This window comes from Citrobacter gillenii, from assembly GCF_013337685.1.
In the GTDB taxonomy this organism is placed as follows: Bacteria; Pseudomonadota; Gammaproteobacteria; order Enterobacterales; family Enterobacteriaceae; genus Citrobacter; species Citrobacter gillenii.
The window spans coordinates 213,909-235,225 of the sequence record NZ_SUQN01000005.1 but is presented as its reverse complement, the minus strand read 5'-3'; the positions used below and the strand labels follow the sequence as shown (position 1 = coordinate 235,225).

The 21,317-nt window shown below is 49.1% G+C and carries 33 protein-coding genes and 2 pseudogenes; 4 read left to right on the top strand and 31 right to left on the bottom strand.

All coding sequences use genetic code 11. From position 1 onward, the window contains the following. Nucleotides 1-125: 125 nt before the first annotated feature. From FCH32_RS13350 to FCH32_RS13290, 13 genes are all read right to left on the bottom strand, one after another. Entirely contained in the window at nt 126-488 is a 363-nt protein-coding gene (locus FCH32_RS13350) for a phage tail protein (RefSeq protein ID WP_095715870.1), read from the bottom strand. A gap of 62 nt (nt 489-550) precedes the next feature. Continuing rightward, the gene (locus tag FCH32_RS13345) at nt 551-1,033 is read right to left on the bottom strand and encodes a hypothetical protein (protein WP_003832379.1); all 483 of its coding nucleotides are present in this window, start codon (nt 1,031-1,033) and stop codon (nt 551-553) included. A gap of 33 nt (nt 1,034-1,066) precedes the next feature. After that, the gene (locus FCH32_RS13340; protein WP_032943069.1) at nt 1,067-1,468 is read right to left on the bottom strand and encodes an HK97-gp10 family putative phage morphogenesis protein; all 402 of its coding nucleotides are present in this window, start codon (nt 1,466-1,468) and stop codon (nt 1,067-1,069) included. After that, on the bottom strand, nt 1,465-1,854 hold the full coding sequence (locus FCH32_RS13335) for a hypothetical protein (protein ID WP_095715871.1): 390 nt from the start codon (nt 1,852-1,854) through the stop codon (nt 1,465-1,467). Before FCH32_RS13335 ends, FCH32_RS13340 begins: the two co-directional genes overlap by 4 nt. After that, nucleotides 1,823-2,173, bottom strand: a complete 351-nt coding sequence (locus FCH32_RS13330) for a phage head closure protein (RefSeq protein WP_003832373.1) — start codon at nt 2,171-2,173, stop codon at nt 1,823-1,825. The genes FCH32_RS13335 and FCH32_RS13330 overlap by 32 nt, the downstream gene beginning before the upstream one ends. Further along, a complete protein-coding gene (locus FCH32_RS13325) occupies nt 2,170-2,487 on the bottom strand; it encodes a head-tail connector protein (RefSeq protein WP_095715877.1) in 318 nt (105 codons plus the stop codon). The genes FCH32_RS13330 and FCH32_RS13325 overlap by 4 nt, the downstream gene beginning before the upstream one ends. Next, on the bottom strand, nt 2,468-2,839 hold the full coding sequence (locus FCH32_RS13320; RefSeq protein WP_095715872.1) for a hypothetical protein: 372 nt from the start codon (nt 2,837-2,839) through the stop codon (nt 2,468-2,470). Before FCH32_RS13320 ends, FCH32_RS13325 begins: the two co-directional genes overlap by 20 nt. 97 nt (nt 2,840-2,936) lie before the next feature. Beyond that, nucleotides 2,937-4,223 (bottom strand): phage major capsid protein, encoded by a 1,287-nt coding sequence (locus FCH32_RS13315; protein ID WP_095715873.1) that lies wholly within the window; start codon nt 4,221-4,223, stop codon nt 2,937-2,939. A gap of 74 nt (nt 4,224-4,297) precedes the next feature. Next, nucleotides 4,298-5,218 carry a S49 family peptidase gene (locus FCH32_RS13310; protein ID WP_095715874.1) on the bottom strand — a complete coding sequence of 307 codons (921 nt, stop codon included), beginning with the start codon at nt 5,216-5,218 and terminating at the stop codon, nt 4,298-4,300. Between the two features lie 36 nt (nt 5,219-5,254). After that, nucleotides 5,255-6,514: a phage portal protein gene (locus FCH32_RS13305; RefSeq protein WP_095715875.1), complete on the bottom strand. Its 1,260-nt coding sequence runs from the start codon at nt 6,512-6,514 to the stop codon at nt 5,255-5,257. Further along, entirely contained in the window at nt 6,514-6,693 is a 180-nt protein-coding gene (locus FCH32_RS13300; protein WP_003832363.1) for a hypothetical protein, read from the bottom strand. The genes FCH32_RS13305 and FCH32_RS13300 overlap by 1 nt, the downstream gene beginning before the upstream one ends. Continuing rightward, on the bottom strand, nt 6,687-8,414 hold the full coding sequence (locus FCH32_RS13295; protein WP_016150031.1) for a terminase large subunit: 1,728 nt from the start codon (nt 8,412-8,414) through the stop codon (nt 6,687-6,689). The genes FCH32_RS13300 and FCH32_RS13295 overlap by 7 nt, the downstream gene beginning before the upstream one ends. Next, nucleotides 8,411-8,908 carry a phage terminase small subunit P27 family gene (locus tag FCH32_RS13290; RefSeq protein WP_003832359.1) on the bottom strand — a complete coding sequence of 166 codons (498 nt, stop codon included), beginning with the start codon at nt 8,906-8,908 and terminating at the stop codon, nt 8,411-8,413. Before FCH32_RS13290 ends, FCH32_RS13295 begins: the two co-directional genes overlap by 4 nt. Nucleotides 8,909-9,123: 215 nt before the next feature. On the opposite strand from FCH32_RS13290, the gene FCH32_RS13285 reads away from it, so the two are divergent. Beyond that, nucleotides 9,124-9,639 (top strand): hypothetical protein, encoded by a 516-nt coding sequence (locus tag FCH32_RS13285; RefSeq protein ID WP_003841965.1) that lies wholly within the window; start codon nt 9,124-9,126, stop codon nt 9,637-9,639. Nucleotides 9,640-9,774: 135 nt separating this feature from the next. On the opposite strand, the gene FCH32_RS13280 is transcribed toward FCH32_RS13285, so the two are convergent. The 7 genes and pseudogenes from FCH32_RS13280 to FCH32_RS13255 all read right to left on the bottom strand — a co-directional run bounded on the left by FCH32_RS13280 (nt 9,775) and on the right by FCH32_RS13255 (nt 12,937). Continuing rightward, nucleotides 9,775-10,137 (bottom strand): HNH endonuclease, encoded by a 363-nt coding sequence (locus tag FCH32_RS13280; RefSeq protein WP_075207154.1) that lies wholly within the window; start codon nt 10,135-10,137, stop codon nt 9,775-9,777. Nucleotides 10,138-10,395: 258 nt separating this feature from the next. Next, nucleotides 10,396-10,481 (bottom strand): annotated as a pseudogene (locus FCH32_RS23530) (terminase small subunit); the annotation flags it as partial. 88 nt (nt 10,482-10,569) lie between these two features. After that, the gene (locus FCH32_RS13275) at nt 10,570-10,773 is read right to left on the bottom strand and encodes a hypothetical protein (protein ID WP_049268775.1); all 204 of its coding nucleotides are present in this window, start codon (nt 10,771-10,773) and stop codon (nt 10,570-10,572) included. Nucleotides 10,774-10,924: 151 nt separating this feature from the next. After that, nucleotides 10,925-11,608 carry a DUF4145 domain-containing protein gene (locus tag FCH32_RS23230; RefSeq protein ID WP_049268776.1) on the bottom strand — a complete coding sequence of 228 codons (684 nt, stop codon included), beginning with the start codon at nt 11,606-11,608 and terminating at the stop codon, nt 10,925-10,927. A 66-nt stretch (nt 11,609-11,674) separates the two neighbouring features. Then, the gene (locus FCH32_RS13265) at nt 11,675-12,142 is read right to left on the bottom strand and encodes a lysis protein (protein WP_049268777.1); all 468 of its coding nucleotides are present in this window, start codon (nt 12,140-12,142) and stop codon (nt 11,675-11,677) included. After that, nucleotides 12,139-12,687 (bottom strand): lysozyme, encoded by a 549-nt coding sequence (locus FCH32_RS13260; RefSeq protein WP_049268778.1) that lies wholly within the window; start codon nt 12,685-12,687, stop codon nt 12,139-12,141. Before FCH32_RS13260 ends, FCH32_RS13265 begins: the two co-directional genes overlap by 4 nt. Then, entirely contained in the window at nt 12,659-12,937 is a 279-nt protein-coding gene (locus FCH32_RS13255) for a phage holin (protein WP_003832349.1), read from the bottom strand. The genes FCH32_RS13260 and FCH32_RS13255 overlap by 29 nt, the downstream gene beginning before the upstream one ends. A gap of 258 nt (nt 12,938-13,195) precedes the next feature. Here FCH32_RS13255 and FCH32_RS13250 point away from each other — a divergent pair, with 258 nt between their 5' ends. After that, the gene (locus tag FCH32_RS13250; RefSeq protein ID WP_048233519.1) at nt 13,196-13,489 is read left to right on the top strand and encodes a hypothetical protein; all 294 of its coding nucleotides are present in this window, start codon (nt 13,196-13,198) and stop codon (nt 13,487-13,489) included. A gap of 136 nt (nt 13,490-13,625) precedes the next feature. Here the strand turns inward: FCH32_RS13250 and FCH32_RS13245 are convergent. Further along, a pseudogene (locus FCH32_RS13245) lies at nt 13,626-13,733 on the bottom strand (putative holin); the annotation flags it as partial. Nucleotides 13,734-13,825: 92 nt separating this feature from the next. Continuing rightward, nucleotides 13,826-14,014 (bottom strand): hypothetical protein, encoded by a 189-nt coding sequence (locus tag FCH32_RS13240; protein ID WP_049268779.1) that lies wholly within the window; start codon nt 14,012-14,014, stop codon nt 13,826-13,828. Between the two features lie 143 nt (nt 14,015-14,157). On the opposite strand from FCH32_RS13240, the gene FCH32_RS13235 reads away from it, so the two are divergent. Then, complete coding sequence (locus FCH32_RS13235; RefSeq protein WP_016152722.1) at nt 14,158-14,532, top strand: FlxA-like family protein; 375 nt, start codon at nt 14,158-14,160, stop codon at nt 14,530-14,532. 317 nt (nt 14,533-14,849) lie between these two features. Here the strand turns inward: FCH32_RS13235 and FCH32_RS13230 are convergent, their stop codons facing one another. The 7 genes from FCH32_RS13230 to FCH32_RS13200 form a co-directional block, all read right to left on the bottom strand. After that, entirely contained in the window at nt 14,850-15,449 is a 600-nt protein-coding gene (locus tag FCH32_RS13230; protein ID WP_048235605.1) for a hypothetical protein, read from the bottom strand. Nucleotides 15,450-15,462: 13 nt separating this feature from the next. Next, nucleotides 15,463-16,503, bottom strand: coding sequence for a DUF968 domain-containing protein (locus FCH32_RS13225; protein ID WP_049268780.1), 1,041 nt, complete (start codon nt 16,501-16,503; stop codon nt 15,463-15,465). Next, the gene (locus FCH32_RS13220) at nt 16,500-16,859 is read right to left on the bottom strand and encodes a RusA family crossover junction endodeoxyribonuclease (RefSeq protein WP_049268781.1); all 360 of its coding nucleotides are present in this window, start codon (nt 16,857-16,859) and stop codon (nt 16,500-16,502) included. The genes FCH32_RS13225 and FCH32_RS13220 overlap by 4 nt, the downstream gene beginning before the upstream one ends. A 2-nt stretch (nt 16,860-16,861) precedes the next feature. Next, a complete protein-coding gene (locus FCH32_RS13215) occupies nt 16,862-17,062 on the bottom strand; it encodes a hypothetical protein (protein ID WP_003832333.1) in 201 nt (66 codons plus the stop codon). Between the two features lie 128 nt (nt 17,063-17,190). After that, the gene (locus FCH32_RS13210) at nt 17,191-17,436 is read right to left on the bottom strand and encodes a hypothetical protein (protein ID WP_049268782.1); all 246 of its coding nucleotides are present in this window, start codon (nt 17,434-17,436) and stop codon (nt 17,191-17,193) included. A gap of 45 nt (nt 17,437-17,481) precedes the next feature. After that, nucleotides 17,482-17,715 (bottom strand): DinI family protein, encoded by a 234-nt coding sequence (locus tag FCH32_RS13205; RefSeq protein WP_044700595.1) that lies wholly within the window; start codon nt 17,713-17,715, stop codon nt 17,482-17,484. A gap of 286 nt (nt 17,716-18,001) precedes the next feature. Then, on the bottom strand, nt 18,002-19,093 hold the full coding sequence (locus FCH32_RS13200) for a permease (protein ID WP_044700597.1): 1,092 nt from the start codon (nt 19,091-19,093) through the stop codon (nt 18,002-18,004). Nucleotides 19,094-19,193: 100 nt separating this feature from the next. Here FCH32_RS13200 and FCH32_RS13195 point away from each other — a divergent pair, with 100 nt between their 5' ends. Then, entirely contained in the window at nt 19,194-19,490 is a 297-nt protein-coding gene (locus FCH32_RS13195) for an ArsR/SmtB family transcription factor (protein ID WP_038641364.1), read from the top strand. A gap of 67 nt (nt 19,491-19,557) precedes the next feature. Here the strand turns inward: FCH32_RS13195 and arsC are convergent, their stop codons facing one another. Both arsC and arsB read right to left on the bottom strand, forming a co-directional pair. Beyond that, nucleotides 19,558-19,983 (bottom strand): glutaredoxin-dependent arsenate reductase, encoded by a 426-nt coding sequence (arsC, locus tag FCH32_RS13190; RefSeq protein ID WP_038641366.1) that lies wholly within the window; start codon nt 19,981-19,983, stop codon nt 19,558-19,560. Between the two features lie 12 nt (nt 19,984-19,995). Then, nucleotides 19,996-21,285 (bottom strand): arsenite efflux transporter membrane subunit ArsB, encoded by a 1,290-nt coding sequence (gene arsB / locus FCH32_RS13185; RefSeq protein WP_044711231.1) that lies wholly within the window; start codon nt 21,283-21,285, stop codon nt 19,996-19,998. Nucleotides 21,286-21,317: the final 32 nt, after the last annotated feature.

Sequence of the window (21,317 nt, the reverse complement as noted above, 5' to 3'; positions counted from 1 at the left end):
CTGTTTGAGGAAGAAAGCACGCCAGTGGAAAAGCGTGTCAGCCGGAAGCGCCGCAATTTTTGACGGGTCAGGCTCGCCCCAGCGGTCGGCCAGCCAGAAAATCAGCTCCAGCCAGGGCGAGTCACTCAGTTTTTTTCGGCGGTTTCCAGCTTACCGATGGCGTGCTTTTTCACTTTGTCGATGGCATCCAGAAGCGCAACGTTATCGTGTGCCGCCAGCAACTCCTTCGCCGTGGGTTTGTCTTTGGCTTTAATCGGCGAGCCGTCAGGCTGAACCAGGCTGTCGATAACAATCTGTACGCTCAGCTCAGACGCCATGCGGGCATTGCCAGAGGTCTGCGCCTCGATGAGTGCATCTTCATGATCAATAAGCTCAGCCGCCGTCAGCCGACGCAGGTAAACCTTTGTGCCTAAAATTTCAGTTTCAGTAGGCGTGGATTTCGTTTTGAGCAGTGCATTTTTCAGTGCGGAGAGGCTAAATTCAGACATGGTGTATCCTGTTTTTCAGACGAAAAAAAACCGCCCGGAGGCGGTGTGTAACGGGAAACGGATTACGCTCCGGCATCTGGCGCCGGGGCGGCAATCCCCCATTTAATGTTATTTTGCTTACCCTGCACCGTAATCTGGATAACTTCACTGGCAGGCGCCGTGATTTCGTTCATCTGCCAGCCTGAAAGCGCAAGGATCATTGAAGCCGTTCGTTTGTTCGGCAGCTCAATATAAAACTGAACTGTCTTACGCTGTTCTGCAGCATTGAGGAACGCGGTGAAATCTTCGTTTTCCGGGTCGTCAATGAATCCCAGCGATTTCTCCGGCCCTTCCGGCAGGTCTGACACCGACTGCTTACTCTTGTCCAGCAGGGTGGTGCAGTCGACAAATCCTCCCGTCTGACCTGTCGCGCCCAGTGCCTTACAGTTAATCAGGGGTTTCAACGCCGCTACAGCGGCACCTACCTCCCCAAACTTCACCACCGTCCCGGCAGGAAGCATTGCGTACTCAGGGGATGATTTTGGCGTGTTATTTTCATCAGCCATAATGATTCTCTCTTAAATAGTGGGCAGCGGTTGCTACCTGTTCTGAATGCCATTGCGGATTTCTACGGTCAGAATGCGCAGAACCTTCTGGACGTTGTAATCCAGTGCCGGACGGATGAACGGATCGGCAACCTGTTTAACCGTCCCGAACTCCTGGGCCAGCGCTTTCATGTAATGCTTTTTGCTGGGGCCAACCCGAAGGGTGACCACCGTATTTCCGCGACCTTTCCGGGTGGAAGAGCGAATTTTGATGGAATCACGCATATGCTCTGCAGAGGACGCATCGTCGAAGCCGGCATGTTGTTTCATGTCTTCTTCCACCACTTTCAGCGCCTCACGCCCTGCATCACGTAACACCTTCGTGCCGACCTTTTCACCGAGCGCAGTAAGCTGCCGCTCCAGCTCGTCCAACCCTTTTACGTCCATAGTGATCATGGTGAGGCGTCCCGGTAGTGAAAGGTAAAATCCCGCACGAGCCGGTACTGAATATTGCCGCTGGTCAGTACCGTTTTACTCTGCTGTATTCCACCACGGACCACATTCTGCACGGGAAAACCCTCCAGCTGGCCATGCACGATAGCGGTCCATTCCGCGCTTATTTTCTTATCCAGCTGTAACAGGCGGGTGTAGTCATTAAGCAGATGAATCGCTATCTGGAAGCGGCCCGCAATCAGACCTGTGCGCAACAGTCCGGCGTACAGCTCCGGATCGGAAATACACTGGTAAGTAATCCCCTCCTGCAGCTCATCAGTCAGGAGCAGAGGATAAACATCCAGCCCGGTCAGGCGTTCAAGTGCTGTCTTTAATGCCAGCTCGATCATGACGTGCGTCTGCCTCCCCTGTGATGATAATGCGGTCCGCAAGACGTTCGACGTTACGAACGGTATAAACCCGGTCAGACGTCGTTATTTTCCAGTCGATATCAATATTCAGGTTCGGATGAGTGGTAAAAAGACACGTTTCAACAACCTGCTGTTGATCCAGTGTGCGGACCTTTCTGCCCGATACCAGCTCGCGCTTCGCCCAGGCTTTCCCGGTCGCGACCAGCTGCTCCGGCAGATGTTCACCCAGCGGCCCCCGGCCGGATTGCATATACCCAATCGAAAGACGGCAGGTCATCTCTTCCGGCTTCAGGCTCATACGGTGTTCTCCTGCAACGGGAAAAGAAGATGCCGGACCGCAGCCGTCTCCAGCCACTGACCAGTGAAACCATTCAGATACGCATCCCCGACCAGGTACTGCATGGCCAGCTGGATATCTTCATCCGCCACAAAACCGCGTACCCCTTCCGGCAGCGCCTGCAGTTCGTCATCGCTTCCCACCAGTTTGCAGTAGTAGTCACGCTCAATACTCTTTTGCGCCGCCGCCACCATTTTAGTGAGCATGTCGTCATGCTCCGTGAAATCCGGCTCCAGACGGAGCTGGGTTTTCACATCATCCAATTTCAGTATCATGGTCATCGGCTCCCTTGCGGGGACTCAGCGCCTTTTCCGCATCTTCTGGCCATACCGCAATATGGCGTTCAACCAGTTTCTCTGCATACTCAACATCAAAACAGGCCGTATCACCGCGTGAATAACGATGATAGGGTCCCAGGAAAAAAACCGCTTTCCGCGCCACTTCTGCTCCCGTCAGGCCCGTGGCCCCGTTTGTTTCACTTCCGGTAAGATCAACACCTGCCTCACCTGAACCCGCTGCAGTATTCTGACCGTCATCCCCGTCCACTGTATTTTCCGGCGTCAGTTCATCCGGTTTTTTCACATCACCGGCTGCAGCCGCCGCTGCTTTTGCCGCTTTCGTTGTCATCGTTTTGCTCCTGAAAAGAAAAAACCCGCTGCTGCGGGCCTGGGGAATTACGTGCTATTACTCTGTGCGACCGTGGTCGCACAGAGTGCAGGACCGGTTAAAACAGCACTTTTGTCCCGAGAACAAGACCTTCCGGATGACGGAAGCCGATATCGTGCTCCGTCACCACGCGGATCAACGACTGGTTACGGGAGAACGCGGAAACCAGATTGCCATCCCCGTCCTGGTAGGAGGCTTCCTGCGAGAACGACACCTTCATGTTGCCGTCTTCACCGATAACCACGTCATTAAAGTCAGCGAAGTAAATTTCTGACTCTTTGCCGCCGTCACCGAGGTTTGCCGGGATAGCGCTGGTACGCTGAATCTGAAATCCCTTCAGGATCCCCTGGGCCATTTCCGGGTAGACCTTGTTACCGTTACCGTCGCGCAGACCGAACAGTTTCATGTAGGTACGGTTCGACATACCCCAGCCGCAGCTGATCATGTTGCTGTTGCCGTCCATCGCCATCAGGATGATGCTGTCGAGATAGGTATCAATCGTCTGCAGATTAACCTCTGCAGCAGCTTCCCACGGAAGCAGGCGGTTCCACTCAGTTGCCCGCGCTTTCATACCGACAGGCGTATCACCGGTACCGTCATCACGCATAAAGGCTTTATCTTCACGAACAGAAATCGCGGTCAGAATATCCTGCAGGACCAGCTGCTCCACGTTGTAGCCAGCACGACCAATCAGCTGGTTGGAGATTGGCACCATTGCAATCATGGTTTTCGCAGTGAGTTTCACATCATCAAAGCGGGCCTCTGATACTTTCGCATCCTTGCCTTCCCCGGTGTAGCTCGCCGTCGCACCACCGGCCAGACGCGGCAGCGCCATATTGCCGTTCGGCAGCGGAATGGAGCGCGCGCCCAGCTTACGAACGATGGTGCGATCGCGCAGCAGTTCGATCATCTCGCTGTGAAGGTTTTGCGGAATAAGAACGCCACCTGAAGCGGCGGCAGTGTTGATGGCCATCGAGACAGACTGGTCATTCAGATCTTCAGCTGCAAATTTTGCAGCGTCCTGGACGTTACCCTGTGCTGCCGCAATCGACATCACCAGACGGGTCATTCCTGCGCCGGTATATTGCTTTGGCTCTGCTTTAACGCTGATACCAGGAGCCTGCTGTGTGGCTTTAACCGGTTTGGCGACAAGCGCTGCAGCACGTTCAGCCGCTTCCAGACGCTCAATCTTGGCGCTGATATCCGTGAACTGCTGCTGCAGGCTGGCAAATTCGGTTAACTGCTCCGCTGTCAGCGTACCGCCACCAGTTTCTACTGCCGCCAGTACCTGAACCTTCTGATTAATACCCGCACGTTCACGACGCAATTCTTCAATATGATCCATGTTTTTTCTCTCTTTTTGGCATAAAAAAAAGCAGCCTGTTGGCTGCTTTCTGGTAATGACGCGTTAGCGCCGGGTTACATTCTGGTTTGCAGGTCCATCGCGGCTGCCTGCAACTTTATGGAAGTGGTTTGTTGAGGTTGTTTGTACTTTGCTGCAATGGCATTAATCGCAGACTGAGGATCCGAAACTTCATCAGCAAGACCAGCAGAAATGGCATCAGCGCCGAAGTAAAGTCCCGCCTGGGTATCGATTACTGCCTGCTGTTTAAGGCCACGATACTCAGCAACAGAGGAAATAAATGTCTCGTACATATCGTCGAGCATTTTGTTGAACATCGTCAGAGCCGATTCACTCAACGCGGCATGTGACGTGCCATTATTCTTGTTATCTCCCCGGTAGAGTGCAGTAAATTTTACGCCCATGATCTCTTCCAGCTTTGACGTATCCAGGTGCTCCATGATCACCCCGATAGAGCCAACGCCACTGGTCTGACTGGCGACAATCTTGCTGCAGGCCGACGCGATAAAATACGCGGCAGAGAAGGCATTAAAGTTCACAATAGCGGTGATCGGTTTCGTTTCTCGCGACTGATAAATATAATCAGCCAGCTCTTTGCACCCTGATGCGTGACCGCCACCGGAATTAATATCCAGAACGATTTCACTGATTGATGGGTCATTTAATGCCGAATGCAGCTGGCTGCGGATTCGCTCATAGCTTGTCAGTTCGGTACACATCGCTGTAATTTGCCCGCGCCGGGGGACCAGTATCCCGTGAACAGGTATCACAGCAATATCACTGGCTGGCTGAAGCTCTTCCGGGGATGGCGAATCATCCGGATTAAGTGCCATCGTAATGACCGGATCCGTCACCGTTCCCTGAATGCGGGGAAGCAATACCGCCTTCACGGCGTCCATCGTCTGTTGTGTAGCGTAATGAGGAACGCCAAAGACCATCTCTGCCAGATGCGGCAGATTAATTAATTTTGTTGTCATGAGATATACCAGGTCAGCCCGCAGCGCGGGGAATAATCAGGCTCTGGCCAGAATAGTTTCGATTTCTGCCAGTTGTTTAGCTGTTGGCGCGTTATTGCCAGGTAAGATTTGTTTACTGTCGACCATATTCAGAGGCGTCAGGTATTTATCCCCTCCGGCGATGGGAGGAAGGTTCTCCATGCGGCGAATGTCGTTAACCGATAACCAGCCCCACTGGCGGCCTAATGCATAAGATTCATAGCGTGACTTCTGATCCCCGCGCAGCAGGCCAGAAACATTGAATTCAATGTACAGATCACCGCGCTCGCTGGGTAAAAGCAGATCGCGCATTAATGCGCCTTCATGGCGCTTCAGCCAGGCCAACAGCGTGTACATCACAAACTGCAGCCCCTGGTGCTCAATGTTGTTATTCGTGGCTTTCGCCAGCATCTGCACCATATGAGGCGGGATTTTATAGAGCCGGCACACTTCCTCCACGCCCCACTGACGGGACTGCAACAGCTGCGCTTTCTCATTGTCCTGAGATAACTGCTTGTAGCTCATCCCTTCCTGAAGCAATGCAACAGAGAAGGCGTTTCTGACGCCGGAATATCTGTCCGTCCACTTTGCCAGCAGGCGGTCGATAGCATCCTGGCTTTTGATCGTCGGAGCGTCTTTTGGACGCTCAATAACGCCGCTCATCGTTGTACCACGGCGAAAGACCTGAGAAGCATGCTCTTCCACGGCGAGGTTTAGCCCAAGAACGTCTGCGTTCGTCTGGATTGGAGAGCTACCGATATAACCATCCAACGAGAAAACCTTCACATGATGCATCATGCGCATTGGCAACGTTTCGCCAATTTCGGGGAGTTCATAATAGGGCATCCCGTCAGGCCCTTTCAGGACGATGACTTTTTTGGGATTAACCGGGATTAATTCGCGGGGATATCCTTTCCCGTCCCTGTCGATGATCGAGTAGCAATTCCCCTCCAGCCCGAGCAGGCCCTGTTGCTGCTCAAAGTATTCAAACGAGGTGTCTTTTTTATTGGGCTGGGAATGAATCAGATCATAAACAGGGTGGTCAGTCGCCCGTTCACGACCTCCGTTAGCGCCTCGCCTGTAAAGTTCACACGGCAGCTGCGCCACCGATTCTGCCAGAAGCGTTACACATGCCCGGACCGCCGATAACGCCATTGCGGTTTCAGAAGTGATAACGATCCCCGCCTTGCTCTGGCTGGAACTCACACCACCCAGCATCGCCTGCCAGAAGCCACCACCAGACTGAGATTTACCCCGAAACATCTGGGGAATGAACATTATTCACCCCCTGATTTAATTACGCTGGCAGACATTGATTTCGCGATTAAAAATGACCACAGCAGGCAGATTGAACCGCCAGTAATAAGCCCGGCTGCAGGTGAAATAAGCCAGGCACCGGCAGACAGTAACGCGGCTCCGGCGAGGCCGATAAAAAAACTTAAAAACGTCATTAGCATGCTACATCTTCCTCGTCGTAAACGGATGAATTACTCGCCCGGCTATTCAACATTGCCCGTCCGATTGCCATAATCAGCGAAACCGCGCCATCGATTTTGTTTTCGTTCTGCTCTTTGATGGGTTTAACCACATCGTCATTACCGGGCAAATACTTCCCGACGACGTTGCTGATACACCAGCTCATAATCGGGTTCCCGTCGTGATGAAAGCGGCCTGACTCAATGGCGGCTTCCAGCTCCTTCGTCGGATCAGACATATTGGTGTAGTTCTGAACAATAGTGATCGGATTAAGGCTTTCATCAGCCAGATCATGTGAAAGCCCCGTCGCGCCGAACGGGTCAATCGGTGACTCACTGACTGGGTTGAGCTTGTTTGCCGCCTTGGCCTCTTCAAGGATGTAGCGGTAATCAACTTCAGCGCCATCAGTAACTGTAAGCAGTCCCATTTCAACCCATTTCTGAAATCGCTCCGCAGTACGACGATCTTCGTTCTTTTCAACGCTGAATACTGCGTCGTAGGGAACCCAGAAGCGGGGAGCAACGCTGTAGTAATGTGTCTTGCCGTCAATTTCCCTGGTGAACAACCGCGCCATACTGTTCATATCCAGCTTGCGCGCCAAGTCGAAAGACAGAACACATGGCTGTCCTTCGAATTGCTCCAGCGTAAGTGTCTTATCCTCACAGTTCTGCCAGGAAACCAGGTTGTAGAAAGCGGCACGGGCTGCAACCCAGATGTTGAGGTGTTTAGTTTTAAATACACCAGCCTGACGGGCGTTATTAATAGCTCTCTGTTGCTGGCTGAGGAGAAAGTCACGATAGACCGACACGCCCATATTCGGGTTAGCTTTTTCCAGCACTTTAGGATCGGTCCAGTCATCCCCCTCGTCGACGGTGTATATCACGCCGAACAATTCCTCATTCGGTACTGTGCCGTTCAGCATCTCAATCACTTCACGCCGTTTGTCGTAGCATGGACCCTCAATGTTGTAACCCGCCGTCGTGATCGCCCACATTAGTGGTTGTCGCCGCGCCCCCATACCCGTCAGCATAGTGGTGTAGAGCGAATCTGTGGGATGTTCGTGATACTCGTCAACAATCGCACAGTGCGGTGAAGCGCCGTCCCCAGGGTTACCAATCAGCGGCTCAAAACGCGCGCCATCTTCTGGCCGGTTCAGGTTGGACGCATTAACTTCAATCCCGAACGCTTCCACCAGCAGCGGGGTGCGCTTACACATCAGACGAGCTGGTCTGAATACTTCCCACGCCTGTTTTTCAGTTGTGGCCCCGGAATATACTTCAGCGCCAAACTCGTTATCACAGGTAAAACAGTACAGCGCCACACCTGCCGAAATAGCTGATTTCCCATTTTTACGCGGTATCTCCGTGTAAACCTCGCGAAATCGTCGAAGCTTCGACCCTTTCTGGACCCAGCCAAAGGCGCAGCACACAATAAACAGTTGCCATGCCTCCAGAGTGATCGGCATCCGCTTGAATGCCCACTCTCCTTTTGTATGTGGCAACAACTGGATAAATTTCGCGGCCTTTTCTGCCATGTCTTTATCGAAGCGGTAACGAAATTTCTTACTCTTTTCAGCCGCCATGTCATCGATATGACGCTGGCAGGCCTGAATGACAAACTGGCACGCCGGAATTTTCCCCCGCACAACGTTGCGGGCGTATTGATTCGCGGCGTTTACGTTGGGGTACGATTTCCGGCTCATGAGTTGATCATCTTCAGGAATGGGTTAGAGGTTTTCTTCTGTCCGGCAAGGCCGATTAGGCGTTGTCGACTGCTGGGATCAAGGCCAAGCATGGAGCCGGTAGAGCTCATCTCCGATTCCTGCTCTTTCTTTGCGGTTAGCTCAGGGTTTTTTATCTTCCCCCCCATAGCACCAGTGATAGTCAGCCCTTCTCTGGCGATATTTTTAACCGCCCTGCGCCAGAACTCATATGCAACACACCAGCGCTCAAGTACGGCAAGATCGGTAACACACAGTAATCCCTGTCCACATAATTCTTTCGTGGTCAGTTCCCACATGACGGCCGCCATTGGCAGACCATCATCCTCAGAAAACCAGTCAGGTGGTGCCACACCTTTAATCGGAGTGAATACAGGTTCCTCTTTATTCAGGGCTCGTTTGCCGGGGTTCCCTGCCAGCTCCTTGCGCGCCGTTGGCTTGGGGCGACGCCCGGAACGCCCCGCCGTTCCAGCCATAAGCGACACTCCTGGTTAAATTTCATTTTTCGCGGGTATAAAAATACGAGGAAGCGGGCAGTCCTAAAGCGCGAAAGGGGTCAGGGATTTTATCCCCCCCTCCCCCTTGAAGATGACAGCAAGAAAGCATGCAAAAGCAGATACTGGTCATCCATCAGGATGTTCAGCATAGTGTCTTCAGTTATTCTCAATAAATAAACGATGGAGTCTAAGAAATGGATAAAACTAGAAAATATGATAGAGCCTTACAACTTGAGATCCTCAACGCTCTTATAGATTGTGCTCCTAACTCTTTAAACAAGGCACAGGAGCGAGACCTCATTGAGAAGTTTGATAACTATGATCACTTTGTGGCGTGCATGCTATATCTTGAAATGCATAGTCTTGTTTCTACACCTTTCGTACGCAGCGAAACAATGGCTGGCGTTGATTTTATCTTCAACGCCCCATACTGCAACATTACAGAGAAAGGAATTGATTTTCTTCTTGATGATGGCGGCTTAAGTGCAATCCTTAAGGTTCAAACCGTTCGGTTACACAATGACACGATTGTTGCCCTTGAGGATATAATCCGTGTCGCAAATATATCTGAAGATCAGAAGAAGGGATTGATTTCAAAACTCCGAGAGCTTCCGGGAGACGCCATAAAACATTTGACCCTACAGTTACTGACTCAGGGGGTTCTGAATCTGCCGAACGCACTTCGACTAATTCAAACAACCCTCCAGTAGGGCTAAACTCGTCAGAGGGGCGAATTAACTCAAATTTGCCCCATCCCAGTGTTTTACTTAAAAACACCCAAAATTCCTTCCGGGTATCTGCATGAATGTAGAAACAGTTCTTATGCATTACAGCAGTGAATATTATCATCGAATATGTTCTCTTGCTGTCTTCGCTCTGTGGCATTCCCAGCACAACGACTCAAGATTGGAATCGTCATCAGTGCCGCCATGAGCTTTTGGGATGATGTGGTCAACGCTGGTCGCTTTCTTCGCTATCTTCTGCCGGCGATGGTTCTGACACAGGTATTGATCACGCTGTAGGACACGCTCCCGTATGATTTCCCAGAGCCGACCATATCCTCGATCCTGTCTGCTCTTACCTGCCTGATAGTTTCTCCAACCATCACCAACATGCTGTTGTCGGTGTTGGTCACAATACCCACTGGCATCGTTGGTGATTGCCGCACATCCTTTGTGCCGGCATGGACGCTTAGCTCGGGCTGGCATCGGTATTGTCCTGTCTGTTGAATAAAGTTTTTGTCGTACGCGGAAAGAAACTGGAAACGGCCACTAACGGAAAATTTTCATAAATAGCGAGAATCTGCGCGGTCGCCGCCCCGTAACAGGCCGGAACACCGGAAAGGTCCCCGTAAATGAGAATGAATATCGTTTTCTCTAGATAATGCTTAGAACAGGATCATCTACCGGTATCGGGCCAGTCCACAATTCAGTTGGCCGTGCAGATGTGTTAATCAGTCCTAGCTAATCGCACCAGTTCATTGGGGGGGACCGGATTTGGCATGTTCGGTGAGGAACTGGTCTTGCAGCGCTCCCCAGTCCGGTTTTGCCATGGTTCTATTCCTATGGTTCAAGCCATTAAAAAAGCCACCCGAAGGTGGCCTTTGTGATGGCAATGAAATTGTTACCTTAAGAAAGCAATTATTTATCTAGGGCTGCCTGTATTGCATCTGCCAATGCTTCAACTTTTTTCGTTACATGCTCTAAATCGTAGCCTGATTTCACACCAGCAATCGCAGTTGCGGATGCAACCGTTGCTTTGGAAATTTCAAGAGCTGCCTGGACAGCCAGTAAGCGTTTTCTATCTTTTTCAGCTGGTCCGTTTCCGAAATATCCCTCTAACATAGTAACTCCTTATCTATTATCAACATGGTATGTATGGCATAGATAATTTGATGTAATTTCATAGCAGTTTCAACATGATTATCACAGACTTTCAGCGTATGCCTGCTGCAATCAGTATGATGATGACAATAAAAAAATCGTCAAAAACCGATTATCTAGCTTGTTTCATTGCTTTTTTTTCTGCGGCCAAGGCAGTGATAGCTTCAACTCTTAGCTGCCTTTCATGCCTTTCTATGTACCATTCTTGAATAAGTAGCTCTAGTAGACCGATAAGCATTTCCGCTTCGTCTGGATCAACATCAACGATCACGTTAATGTCATTTTCCATATGAGCACCAATATTGCCAATATTGCGAATAGCATCAATGGCTTTCCACATACCAGATTCTATCTGGCCCTCAATGGCTTTTATCTCATCGACCAATCTTGCTGGTTTGACATTCCAAACATTCCTGATCATCCCCTGAAGACATCGACGCGAGAGTGTCGCTGATGCCTTTGGCGAGAGGTCTTTAATCAAAACGGCTTCTTTGTAATCTGCAAGTATTGGGGCAGGAACATAGTCAGGAAATTGTTTGTATTGTCCATTTGGTCTGTTTACCCAAGATTCGATTTCCTTAGTTGCGTGGTAGAAACCTCCCACAAGCTCTGCAGATGAAACCCTCGAGGCATATGTGAACTCTTTGCATTCAGGATTTGGGCAAACATTAACCCATGACTCAAACACCAGCGCTCCATACTTAGTGTCAGCACTAATAGCGAATTCGTTATCTTTCTTTTGAATTTTTTCGAAAACTGAAAGATGCCCGCAATATGGGCACTGCCAAGAAGACATAGAAACCTCCACATGTATGTGAAGGTTAATATATTTCAATTCATCGTATTAATAAACGAGCAATAGCTACTTAAGGCACTGATTAGCGATGAACTCCTGTAATGTCCTCAATGCTGCCTGGTCATTGATGATTCCTGAGCGGATACCGAGAACGTTTCGTCCAGCAACTGGAGAGAGTTCGATGGCGGCATCATTGCCCATGCTGGAGGAGCTGGTGGTTTCGGTTGAGGCTGGCACTGGACACTTGCCTTTGACGTACACCCGCCCACCATTATCAAGCTTGCGCTGCAGAGCAGTATTTTCAGCATTCGCATCTGCTAATTCCTTCGTGTATTTAGCATCCAGTGCAGCAACTTCTCGCTGCCTAGTTGTCATATCTGTAATGGTAGTGTTAGCCAAATTCAGAGCCTGAGTTTTCTCATCACGCTGCTTCTTGTATTCGGTGGCGTTATCGCGATAGTGATTAACAGCCCAGCCAAGTGATACGATGATGCAGATGACCGCACCTAAGATAATTGTGGATAGTCGACTCACAGGCCTATCCCCCAGCACGTCAGCGCGCTTTCCTGGTCTCGCCTTTCTACCTGCCCATAGCAGCCATTTTTCTGGCCTTTGGTCAGACGACAATCGCGGCCACCGTCTTTAATCCACCAGCGGATCGCTTCACAGGCTCCTTTACGGTCGCCAGCATTGATGCGCTTATAGAACGTAGACGGGAAGCATTTTCCGGGACCGATGTTATACGGACAAAAAGATGCGATCCCGGCTTTCTGTGGTTCGGTCAGTGGTACCTTGATATTTCGCCCAACCCACGCCAGCGCTTTATCGCGTTCAATGGCGTTTACCTGGGCACATTTCTCTGCTGACAGCTTCATGCCCTGAACTACCGGCTTACCATCAACCATCGTGGCGCCACGGCAAATGGTCCATATACCAGAGCCGTCCTTGTACGCTGTTGTGCTGTTACCCTCTTTCTCATCCAGAAACTGATCGAGAATCACGGGCGCGGAAGCCCCGGCAAGAATCAAACCAACGACCGCTGCGCTCAGTTTATTCTTCAGCTTTGGTGACATTACCATTAAGCCGGTCCTCCCTTTCCTTTTTCCTGTAATACCAGTTCACTGCACACGTAATAACAGTGCATGCGATACCGACAATAATTGCCCAGTCGCTCAGGCTTAACCCTGCAATTCTGTCGGCCAACATCCAGGACACCTCTTTTGCTGTTTTAGCTGTTTCGGCATATGCCTTCGCTGATACACCGCAGCCGGTCAGCGTGGTTCCTGTTCCATATGAAAGTCTGCTGTAAATGGTGCTCATTCTGGTCATAGCCTCACCTCCGATTCTTCGGATGGCGCTGTGTGTGATTAAAGGGTCAGGCTTCACGGGCTGGATTTATCAACAAAGCACGTAGCGGATGATTCCCGTGAGCCTGAAATGAAAAAGGCCGCCAGTTGGCAGCCTAAAAATGATGTTTGATAATTTTTCCATCGAGCAAGGTTAGACTAGCCAATTACAGTAGCTTGCTCTCCAATTCAATTCCTGATCTACTACTTGGTTCTAGCAACCAATGAAAAAGGATAGATCGTGAATAATGGGAAAAATGAACGATTCAGAGTGTACTTATCCAGTTTTGATGCGGATATTGCAGCACTAACAGAAGCCTGTAAAAGTATCAGCAACAGTCTTAACTCTGTTTTGGAGAGCACAAAAAGAGAGGGGTTTATAAACCCGATTCAAGTTTTCATAGATTCTTTAACACTGAATCAGCCCGAAACACATTCTAATATCTGGGTAGCCGTTAATTCATCATGGCAGATTGCAGAAGAAGCCAGGCTAAAACTTGAGAAATTTGGTTATAAGACTGGTGAAATTATTTAAATATCCTCCGGCATAGCCGGAGGTTTTTCTGATACGCCTATAAGGCTCTGTTTCCAGTTGCGTCCTAACAGGCGCATACGATCTTACATATACATCACACTTCGTTACTTATGACCCGTGAACGGGCTACCCGGATAAATGCGCCAAACACCACACCGTAATCGGTTCCGGTTAACAGTTCATAGACACTGGCCCCCGTCAGGACACCACCAGCCAGCCCAGTACCGGAAATCGGATCGGGCATTTAGCCCCCTCTAAATTGCTGTGAGTCCTCTCAGGAATGAGGGGAATAAAAAAAAGGCCGCCATGCGGCAGCCTCGAAGTAAGTACGGTTGTTTACAATGGTGGAGAGAGAGGACCTTCTAACACCTCTGCTTCACCGTTATGGCAAATGTCATCGCCTCTGGTCAGATGCCAAACACCTGTGATTATTTTCCCCGTTTCCAAGTCATCAACAGTGTCATTCGTGTAGTACGCTACCTGTACAACACCGACATGCTGAATCCAGTAATACCCTTCTTTCATAAGCTCCTCCGCGATACTCAGCAGATAGTATAGAGCAGTACAAATAATGCTGTGGTGCAGGAAGCCACAACTTAATCTTTGCTATAAAGTAATTTCGAAAGATGACGATAATGGGTAATAAATGTAAGGCCGGAGGAACCACCATGAGCATGACAGTTAGCACTTTGGGTCAGGACATACTGCAAAGCACAGTAAAACAAGCACCTTCAAGTACTGGCAACTCTGTTTCACAACAAATTCAAAACCTGAAAAAACAAATTGGTGAGTTGACAAAAGAACTCAGCGCCATGGGTTCAAAAATAAATGAAGTAACCTCCGAAGATGAGGCAAAACTGCTTAAACAGCAGATGGAGATGATTCAAAGGCAAATCGAGTCTATGTACGCAAAAATTGCTCAATTACAAAAACAAGAAGCAGAAAAAAACCAAATGGCGTCGGGTGCATTACCTACGGTAAGTGACAAATCAAGTTCGAACGTTGCAGGGAATAATACTAAAAATATTGATGTCTACGTTTAGCAGTGACCCCCTATCATTTTTCCTCTGAGTTAGAAACGAAAAAGGATTGTGAGAACTTGTTTTCGAGTTAACGATTTCAGATCGGCGATATGACAGGGGTACTGGTGCTATGCACCTCGCGAATACCCCTGTCGTATCGCCGGAAACCAAAAACCCCGCTGTGGCGGGGTTCTCGTTATGTTCAAATTGTTCGCTTTTTGTCGCTGCCATAGTGGCGCAGCTCTGCCAAGCATGAATAAATTATCTGATTTTCTGGCCCGTTTTCAACACCATTATCAAAAAATAGCATCAATAGCTAAAAAATGATTTCAGTGAGTCTATTCAGATAACAGTTTGCGTGCTTCCAAAAAGACCTTTGCTCTGAATATTTCCAGGCACCAGCGCACGCGCTTTCTCGCCTCCCCATCAGTTAACCATGGCGCAATCGCCTGCAACTCCCGGGTTATGTCTGAGATTTTTTTTCGGGTGGTGTAATACTGAAGACCGACCACATAAACCGGATCATTAATATCCAGCGCCTGCAGTACGCATTGCTCAACAAAATCGACATCATCATTATGCAGGGCTTCATCAATCACACTAGCGGATGACTGCGGCCAGAGAATGCTATGTGCCCTGTTCATTGCCTGCTGTCCACGGAATCCCTCTTCTCTCGCCTGATTTAACGCAACAGTGAATCGCTCTAACGCCTTATCTGACCAAATCCGTCCTTTAATAACATTCCAGCATGCATGACTTCGCAGCAAACGGGGTGCAGTTTTTCCTCCCACACCCTCGCCCCATATAGTGAGCAGGGATTTAATCCATCCGGACTGGATCCCTGTAAGGAGAATACATTTACCCAGCCAGCTTTTGCGTGGAGCAGAAGCCGCTTTACCCAGCGCTTCCAGATGATTGCGGCGTTGACGTGGTGTCATCCTGTTCTTCTCCTTACGCCAGAACGCCGAGCCCATAAGCCCGGTCCAGCACTCTGATAATCATTACCGGCTGAGGCACATGCTTTCGCTCAAACTTCACCGGGTCGTTATGTAGTTCTGTATGGCACTGACGACACAAGGGGATCGCGAAAATATCATGCGCCTTCGTTGCCATCCCTCCCTGCCCCCAGCCGATTAAATGGTGTGGGTCATCTGATGGTTTGCCGCAGCATTCGCAGGGCTGTGTTTTAATCCATGCAAGATATCTGGGGTTCGCCCAACGGATCCTCTTCGGACGTTTCATATAGGTTTGCGGGGACTCGGGATCTACCAGGACACCGACTACGGGTTTAATCGCTGGAACTTGCGCTGGTGGCATGTTCACGGTTACTGCGTTGGCTCTGGCTGTAATGATGCTGGTGGCGGTTACACCCGGTTCGATATCGCATTCACGCATGACTGAATGATGCTCTTTCGAAGGAATACGTAGCGACCGACTGGCTGCTGATTCGGGAATTGCGTCGGTAACTCCCATTCGAACCGCCCACCAGCAAAGCTCAGCCAGCGACAACTCTCTGGAAGAATCCATATTTAGCGCCACCATGATGCTGTTAATAATCCAGTTAATAACATTACGTCTCGCCAGCTCTGCAAGTTGTTCGCTGTAGTGGTCACGCAGATGGTTATCACAATGTCCACACAGGAGAACCGATCCGGGTTCATGACGCAGAGTGGTTAACTCGTGATAATGGTAATTGCTGTGTGGCCACTGGCAGCAGCTACCGCCATAACGCAGAAGCCAGTAATCAAGACCACTAAAACCACCAGCAGCCTTTATAACTTTTTCATCCTGGAAGAACGGCCACAGGGATTCGTCACTGGCCAGCGGCTGGCGAACGTCAGGAACAGGGCCTGCAGGCAACCTTTCCATGCTTGCAGGCTGACTTTCCACCAACACACGTTCACAACTGAATAATGACATCAGCTCGCTGCCCGGCTTGAGCAGCACAATTCCAAGCTCACGTGCAACCACGGGTTTAAGCAGCGCCCTCATTCTGCTATCTCCCCGATAATTATTTGTCCCTTCTCTCCCCATAATTTAGTGACACGTGAATCCCAGATGTGAGCGTCATCTTCGTAAATAGCATCCATCAGGGCTTTCATCATATTGTCGAAATCAGGTTTAGTCTGGTGTGGTTTACCGTTGAACTCAGCCCGTTTCTTTTTGCCCCAGCTCGCCGGCATCGGAAGAATGAAGGTGACGTGTGAACCGCTTTCCGGCAGCTCAACACCCTGCAGACGAACTTCATCACAGAAAGCCCGGTAACGCAGAACCTCGGGACGCTTTTTCCATTTGTCAGCGCGCGTCATTCTGGGCTTGCCCATTGGGGTGATATCGTAGACTTTCACATTCACCTCCAGATCCGTTGTTGCCAGGTTCTCTCCTGACGCGGAGGCTTAGATGCTTCTGGCAAGAACGCGCTGATCGTCCAGTGAATGAAGTCATTATCCAGACTACGCTCTGTCTTAATCTGCTTTGCGCGATAGCGGGCTTCCAGTTCATCAGCCTGCTCAGTGGTGAGTTGAGTATGTTGAAACCAGCTTTTCTTCATAACGCACCTCTGGATGCGGCAAAAAGAAAATCGCTGGCGTTAGTTAACGTCAGTATGTGGGATTGCTTGAATTGATCTTGCGCCATGGGCTTTTCTCCTGTGGCGCAGCAGGTATAGGTTGTTCAGGCCTATGACGGGAGTGTAACAGATTTTTGGGTAACGCGATAACCAGCCCTTTCCAGCATCTGAGTAAACAACGTAGGTGTACCAATAATTTCATTATCCTGAAGAGGCAAAAATGACACCATGCTATCGCGTCGGTACATCAGGGCGCGCTCACACTCAGGAAATGATTGCAGCCTGGCAACGATGACTCCATCGTGACATCTGATGACTGCGTAGCCTTTTTTGGGCAATCCTAATTTTTCTTTCACTTAAACTCCCCCATGCAAACGGGATAAAAGTAACACCCAAAATAATTAATAAAACCAGTCGTCAGCACTTTCCCAGGTTTCCTGGAGGATAGTCTCTATTTTCTTTTTATCTTCCTTGTCACCACCAAGAACACTTAAGCCATCAGAGCCTGTACGACGTATGCTCAGGCTGCAGTTCTCATACTGATTACCCAGCCTTTTAAGTAACTCTTTCTCCAGCGCCGGCACTGCTCCCTTTGGAAGTTCTTTAGTACGATCAATGGTGAGTTCAACTTTCATATTAGCCTCCACTGCATATACTGTATATTTGTACAGTACACCGATACATTGAAATGATCAATGACTTAAGAGCACAAATTGTTAACCTTAGCCTATAAATGAGATGCAAAAAAAACCCGCCGAAGCGGGTTCAATCCAATGCGGACTTGTTGTTTTGACACCATTGTAAGTATTGAGATATCAACGTCCTTAAATTTGGATAACTGCTTTGATTGGGATTGATTGCGCAACTTTCATATGCTCGTCTCCCCCTGCAACTTTTTCAGGTTCTGTCTAACATACCCAATCAAAATAACAACTGTGTCAGGTATCCCATAATAATCGCCATGCCCAAAATAACGGTCAGAAATGCAGCAATCAAGGGTGTTTTGAACATTGATTTAAGCAGTATTACTTCCGTCAGACTAGCTCCTGCGCTACCAATAATCAGAGCCATTACTGCTCCCGTTCCCATGCCTTTATCCATCAAGACTGATGCCAACGGAATTACTGCCTCAGCACGTATATACAACGGTATTCCAATAATTGCACTTAGTGGAATCGCAAACGGATTATCATTCCCAGCATGAGCAGCAATCCACTCTGCAGGTATAAAACCGTAGATAAACGACCCTATAACAATACCTAACATCAGATAAGGTAATACATCTTTAAATTGAGTCCAGGCATCCTGAAATGCCAGTCGTATCGCACCAGGCTCTCTTACTACACTTTTCGGGAAGAATTGTTTATTTGTTTGGCCCGTCTCGCAGCTCAATTCACAATTTGTGCCCCGAAATGCTGAGAAACTCTTAAACGTTTCTTGTGGTTTAGAACAACTATTAGCCCCTATGTCCTGTTGATTTGATACAGAACAGCAAGCTGAAACACTCTGTAGTTTAGTTTCAGGAGTTTTTCCACTGCTAACACCACAACAGCTAGCCAGCGGTTTTGATGTTTCGACAATATGTCGGTCAAAACCAAGCACATCTAACAAAATACTTGCCAGTACGGAAACTGTTGCAGCTATAACAGCGTATAGCAGGGTAACTTTCCAACCAAAAGTAACCCACATCAGACCAATGATTATCGGGTTAAGCAGAGGTGAAACAAACAAGAATGTAAGTGTTGGACCGAAGCCTGCTTTTGCTGATAACAGTCCGCGTAACATGGGAATTGTAGAGCAGCTGCAAAACGGTGTTACAGCTCCTAACAGCGATGCAAGTATGTAACCTCTCCCCTTTCTCGCCCCTAACATTCTTTGAATCTTTTGGTCCGGAATTTTTTGCCTGATAAGGCTAACACCCGCACTAATCAGAAAAAAAAGCGCAGACAACTCGACAGCAAGAAACAAGAACATCTCTGCCGCGTTAGTAAACATAGAAATCCAGCTATTCATGAAACCCCCTATAAACCATATTTCTAGAATAATCGAATTATTGAGGTTAGATCAACATATTTCTGGTATTATCGAAATATCAATAGATGAGGAAGGTACCATGCAACTAGAAGAAGTAGCTAAAGCTATGAAAGAATTAGGACATCCAACACGTTTGTTTATTTTCAAACACCTTGTTAAAGCCGGTGAACAAGGTTTACCTGTAGGTGATCTACAAAAACAACTTGCGATTCCATCTTCAACACTGAGTCATCATATATCCGCACTTGTTTCCGTAGGTCTGGTCAAACAAAATCGCGAAAGCCGCTCCTTAATCTGCGTTTCTCAATATGACAAGTTAGAGTCGATTATTGATTTTCTACGCGAAGAATGTTGCATCAACAGTCCAAAGATTTAAATCGAGGCAATCCATTGTTTTTATTTGATAAAGGAGCCGCCTAAATAACAGGCGGCTCTCCTGTCGCTTATTTCAATTTTTTGCCTGCATCATCAACGACTTTCTCGCCATCTTCCTTGGCGAAAGCCCCTTTCTGAGCATCAGGAAGGATATCCAGAACAACTTCAGAAGGACGGCACAGTTTGGTTCCCAGCGGTGTTACAACGATGGGGCGATTAATCAGGATCGGATGCTGCAACATAAAGTTAATTAACTGGTCGTCAGTAAATTTATCTTCGGCAAGACCCAGTTCCTCATATGGCTCGACGTTCTTACGTAGTAACGCCCGGACGGAAATGCCCATATCAGCAATGAGTTTGACCAGCTCATCGCGTGAAGGTGGAGTCTCAAGGTAAAGAATAACGGTCGGCTCATTACCGCTGTTGCGGATCATCTCCAGCGTGTTACGCGATGTGCCGCAGGCTGGGTTGTGATAAATGGTGATGTTGCTCATATCAGTATCTCATTACAAAGTGAAAGAGAGACGTAGCGCCAGCGCGGCCAGCGTTACAAACAGCACAGGCAGAGTCATGACGATCCCGGTGCGGAAATAGTATCCCCAGGTGATGGTCATATTCTTCTGTGAAAGTACGTGTAGCCAGAGCAGCGTTGCCAGGCTACCAATAGGGGTAATTTTCGGCCCCAGATCGCAGCCAATGACGTTGGCATAAATCATTGCTTCTTTGATAACGCCCGACGCGGTACTGCCATCAATCGACAATGCGCCAATCAATACGGTAGGCATGTTATTCATGATAGAAGAGAGGAATGCGGTCAGGAATCCCGTTCCCAGCGTGGCTGCCCACAGGCCTTTATCTGCGAGTAAGTTCAGCACGTCAGACAAATATTCTGTCAGCCCTGCGTTACGCAGCCCATAGACCACCAGATACATTCCCAGCGAGAAGATCACGATCTGCCATGGTGCCCCACGCAACACTTTACCGGTGTTAATGCCGTGACCTTTTTTTGCCACAGCAAACAGGATTGCTGCCCCTACTGCTGCAATGGCACTGACCGGAATACCCAGTGGTTCGAGTACAAAAAAGCCCACTAATAAAAGAATTAATACAATCCAACCTGTTCTGAATGTTGCCAGATCTTTGATGGCTTTTGCGGGCTCTTTCAGTCGTGCAATATCATAAGTGGGCGGGATATCTTTGCGGAAAAATAGATGCAGCATCACCAGAGTGGCGACGATGGCGGCGATATCCACCGGCACCATTACCGAGGCATATTCCGTGAATCCCAGTTTGAAGAAATCAGCCGAAACGATATTGACCAGGTTCGATACGATAAGCGGCAAGCTGGCGGTATCGGCAATAAACCCTGCGGCCATCACGAAAGCAAGTGTGGTGCTTTTACTGAAGCCAAGCGCCAGGAGCATAGCGATAACAATCGGCGTCAGAATAAGTGCCGCGCCATCGTTGGCAAACAGTGCCGCGACTGCCGCGCCGAGCAGAACGATATACGTAAACAGAAGGCGGCCACGACCGTTCCCCCAGCGAGAAACGTGCAGCGCTGCCCATTCGAAAAAGCCTGACTCATCAAGCAACAGACTGATGATAATAACGGCGATAAATGTTGCCGTCGCGTTCCAGACGATATTCCACACCACCGGAATATCAGCAATGTGAATCACACCCGATGCCAGAGCCAGTACGGCCCCCAGCGTGGCGCTCCAGCCAATCCCTAATCCCTTTGGCTGCCAGATAACCAATATGATGGTCAGGATAAAAATGGCTCCTGCCAGTAACATATAACCTCCTGAAAGGGCAGCAATGCTGCCCC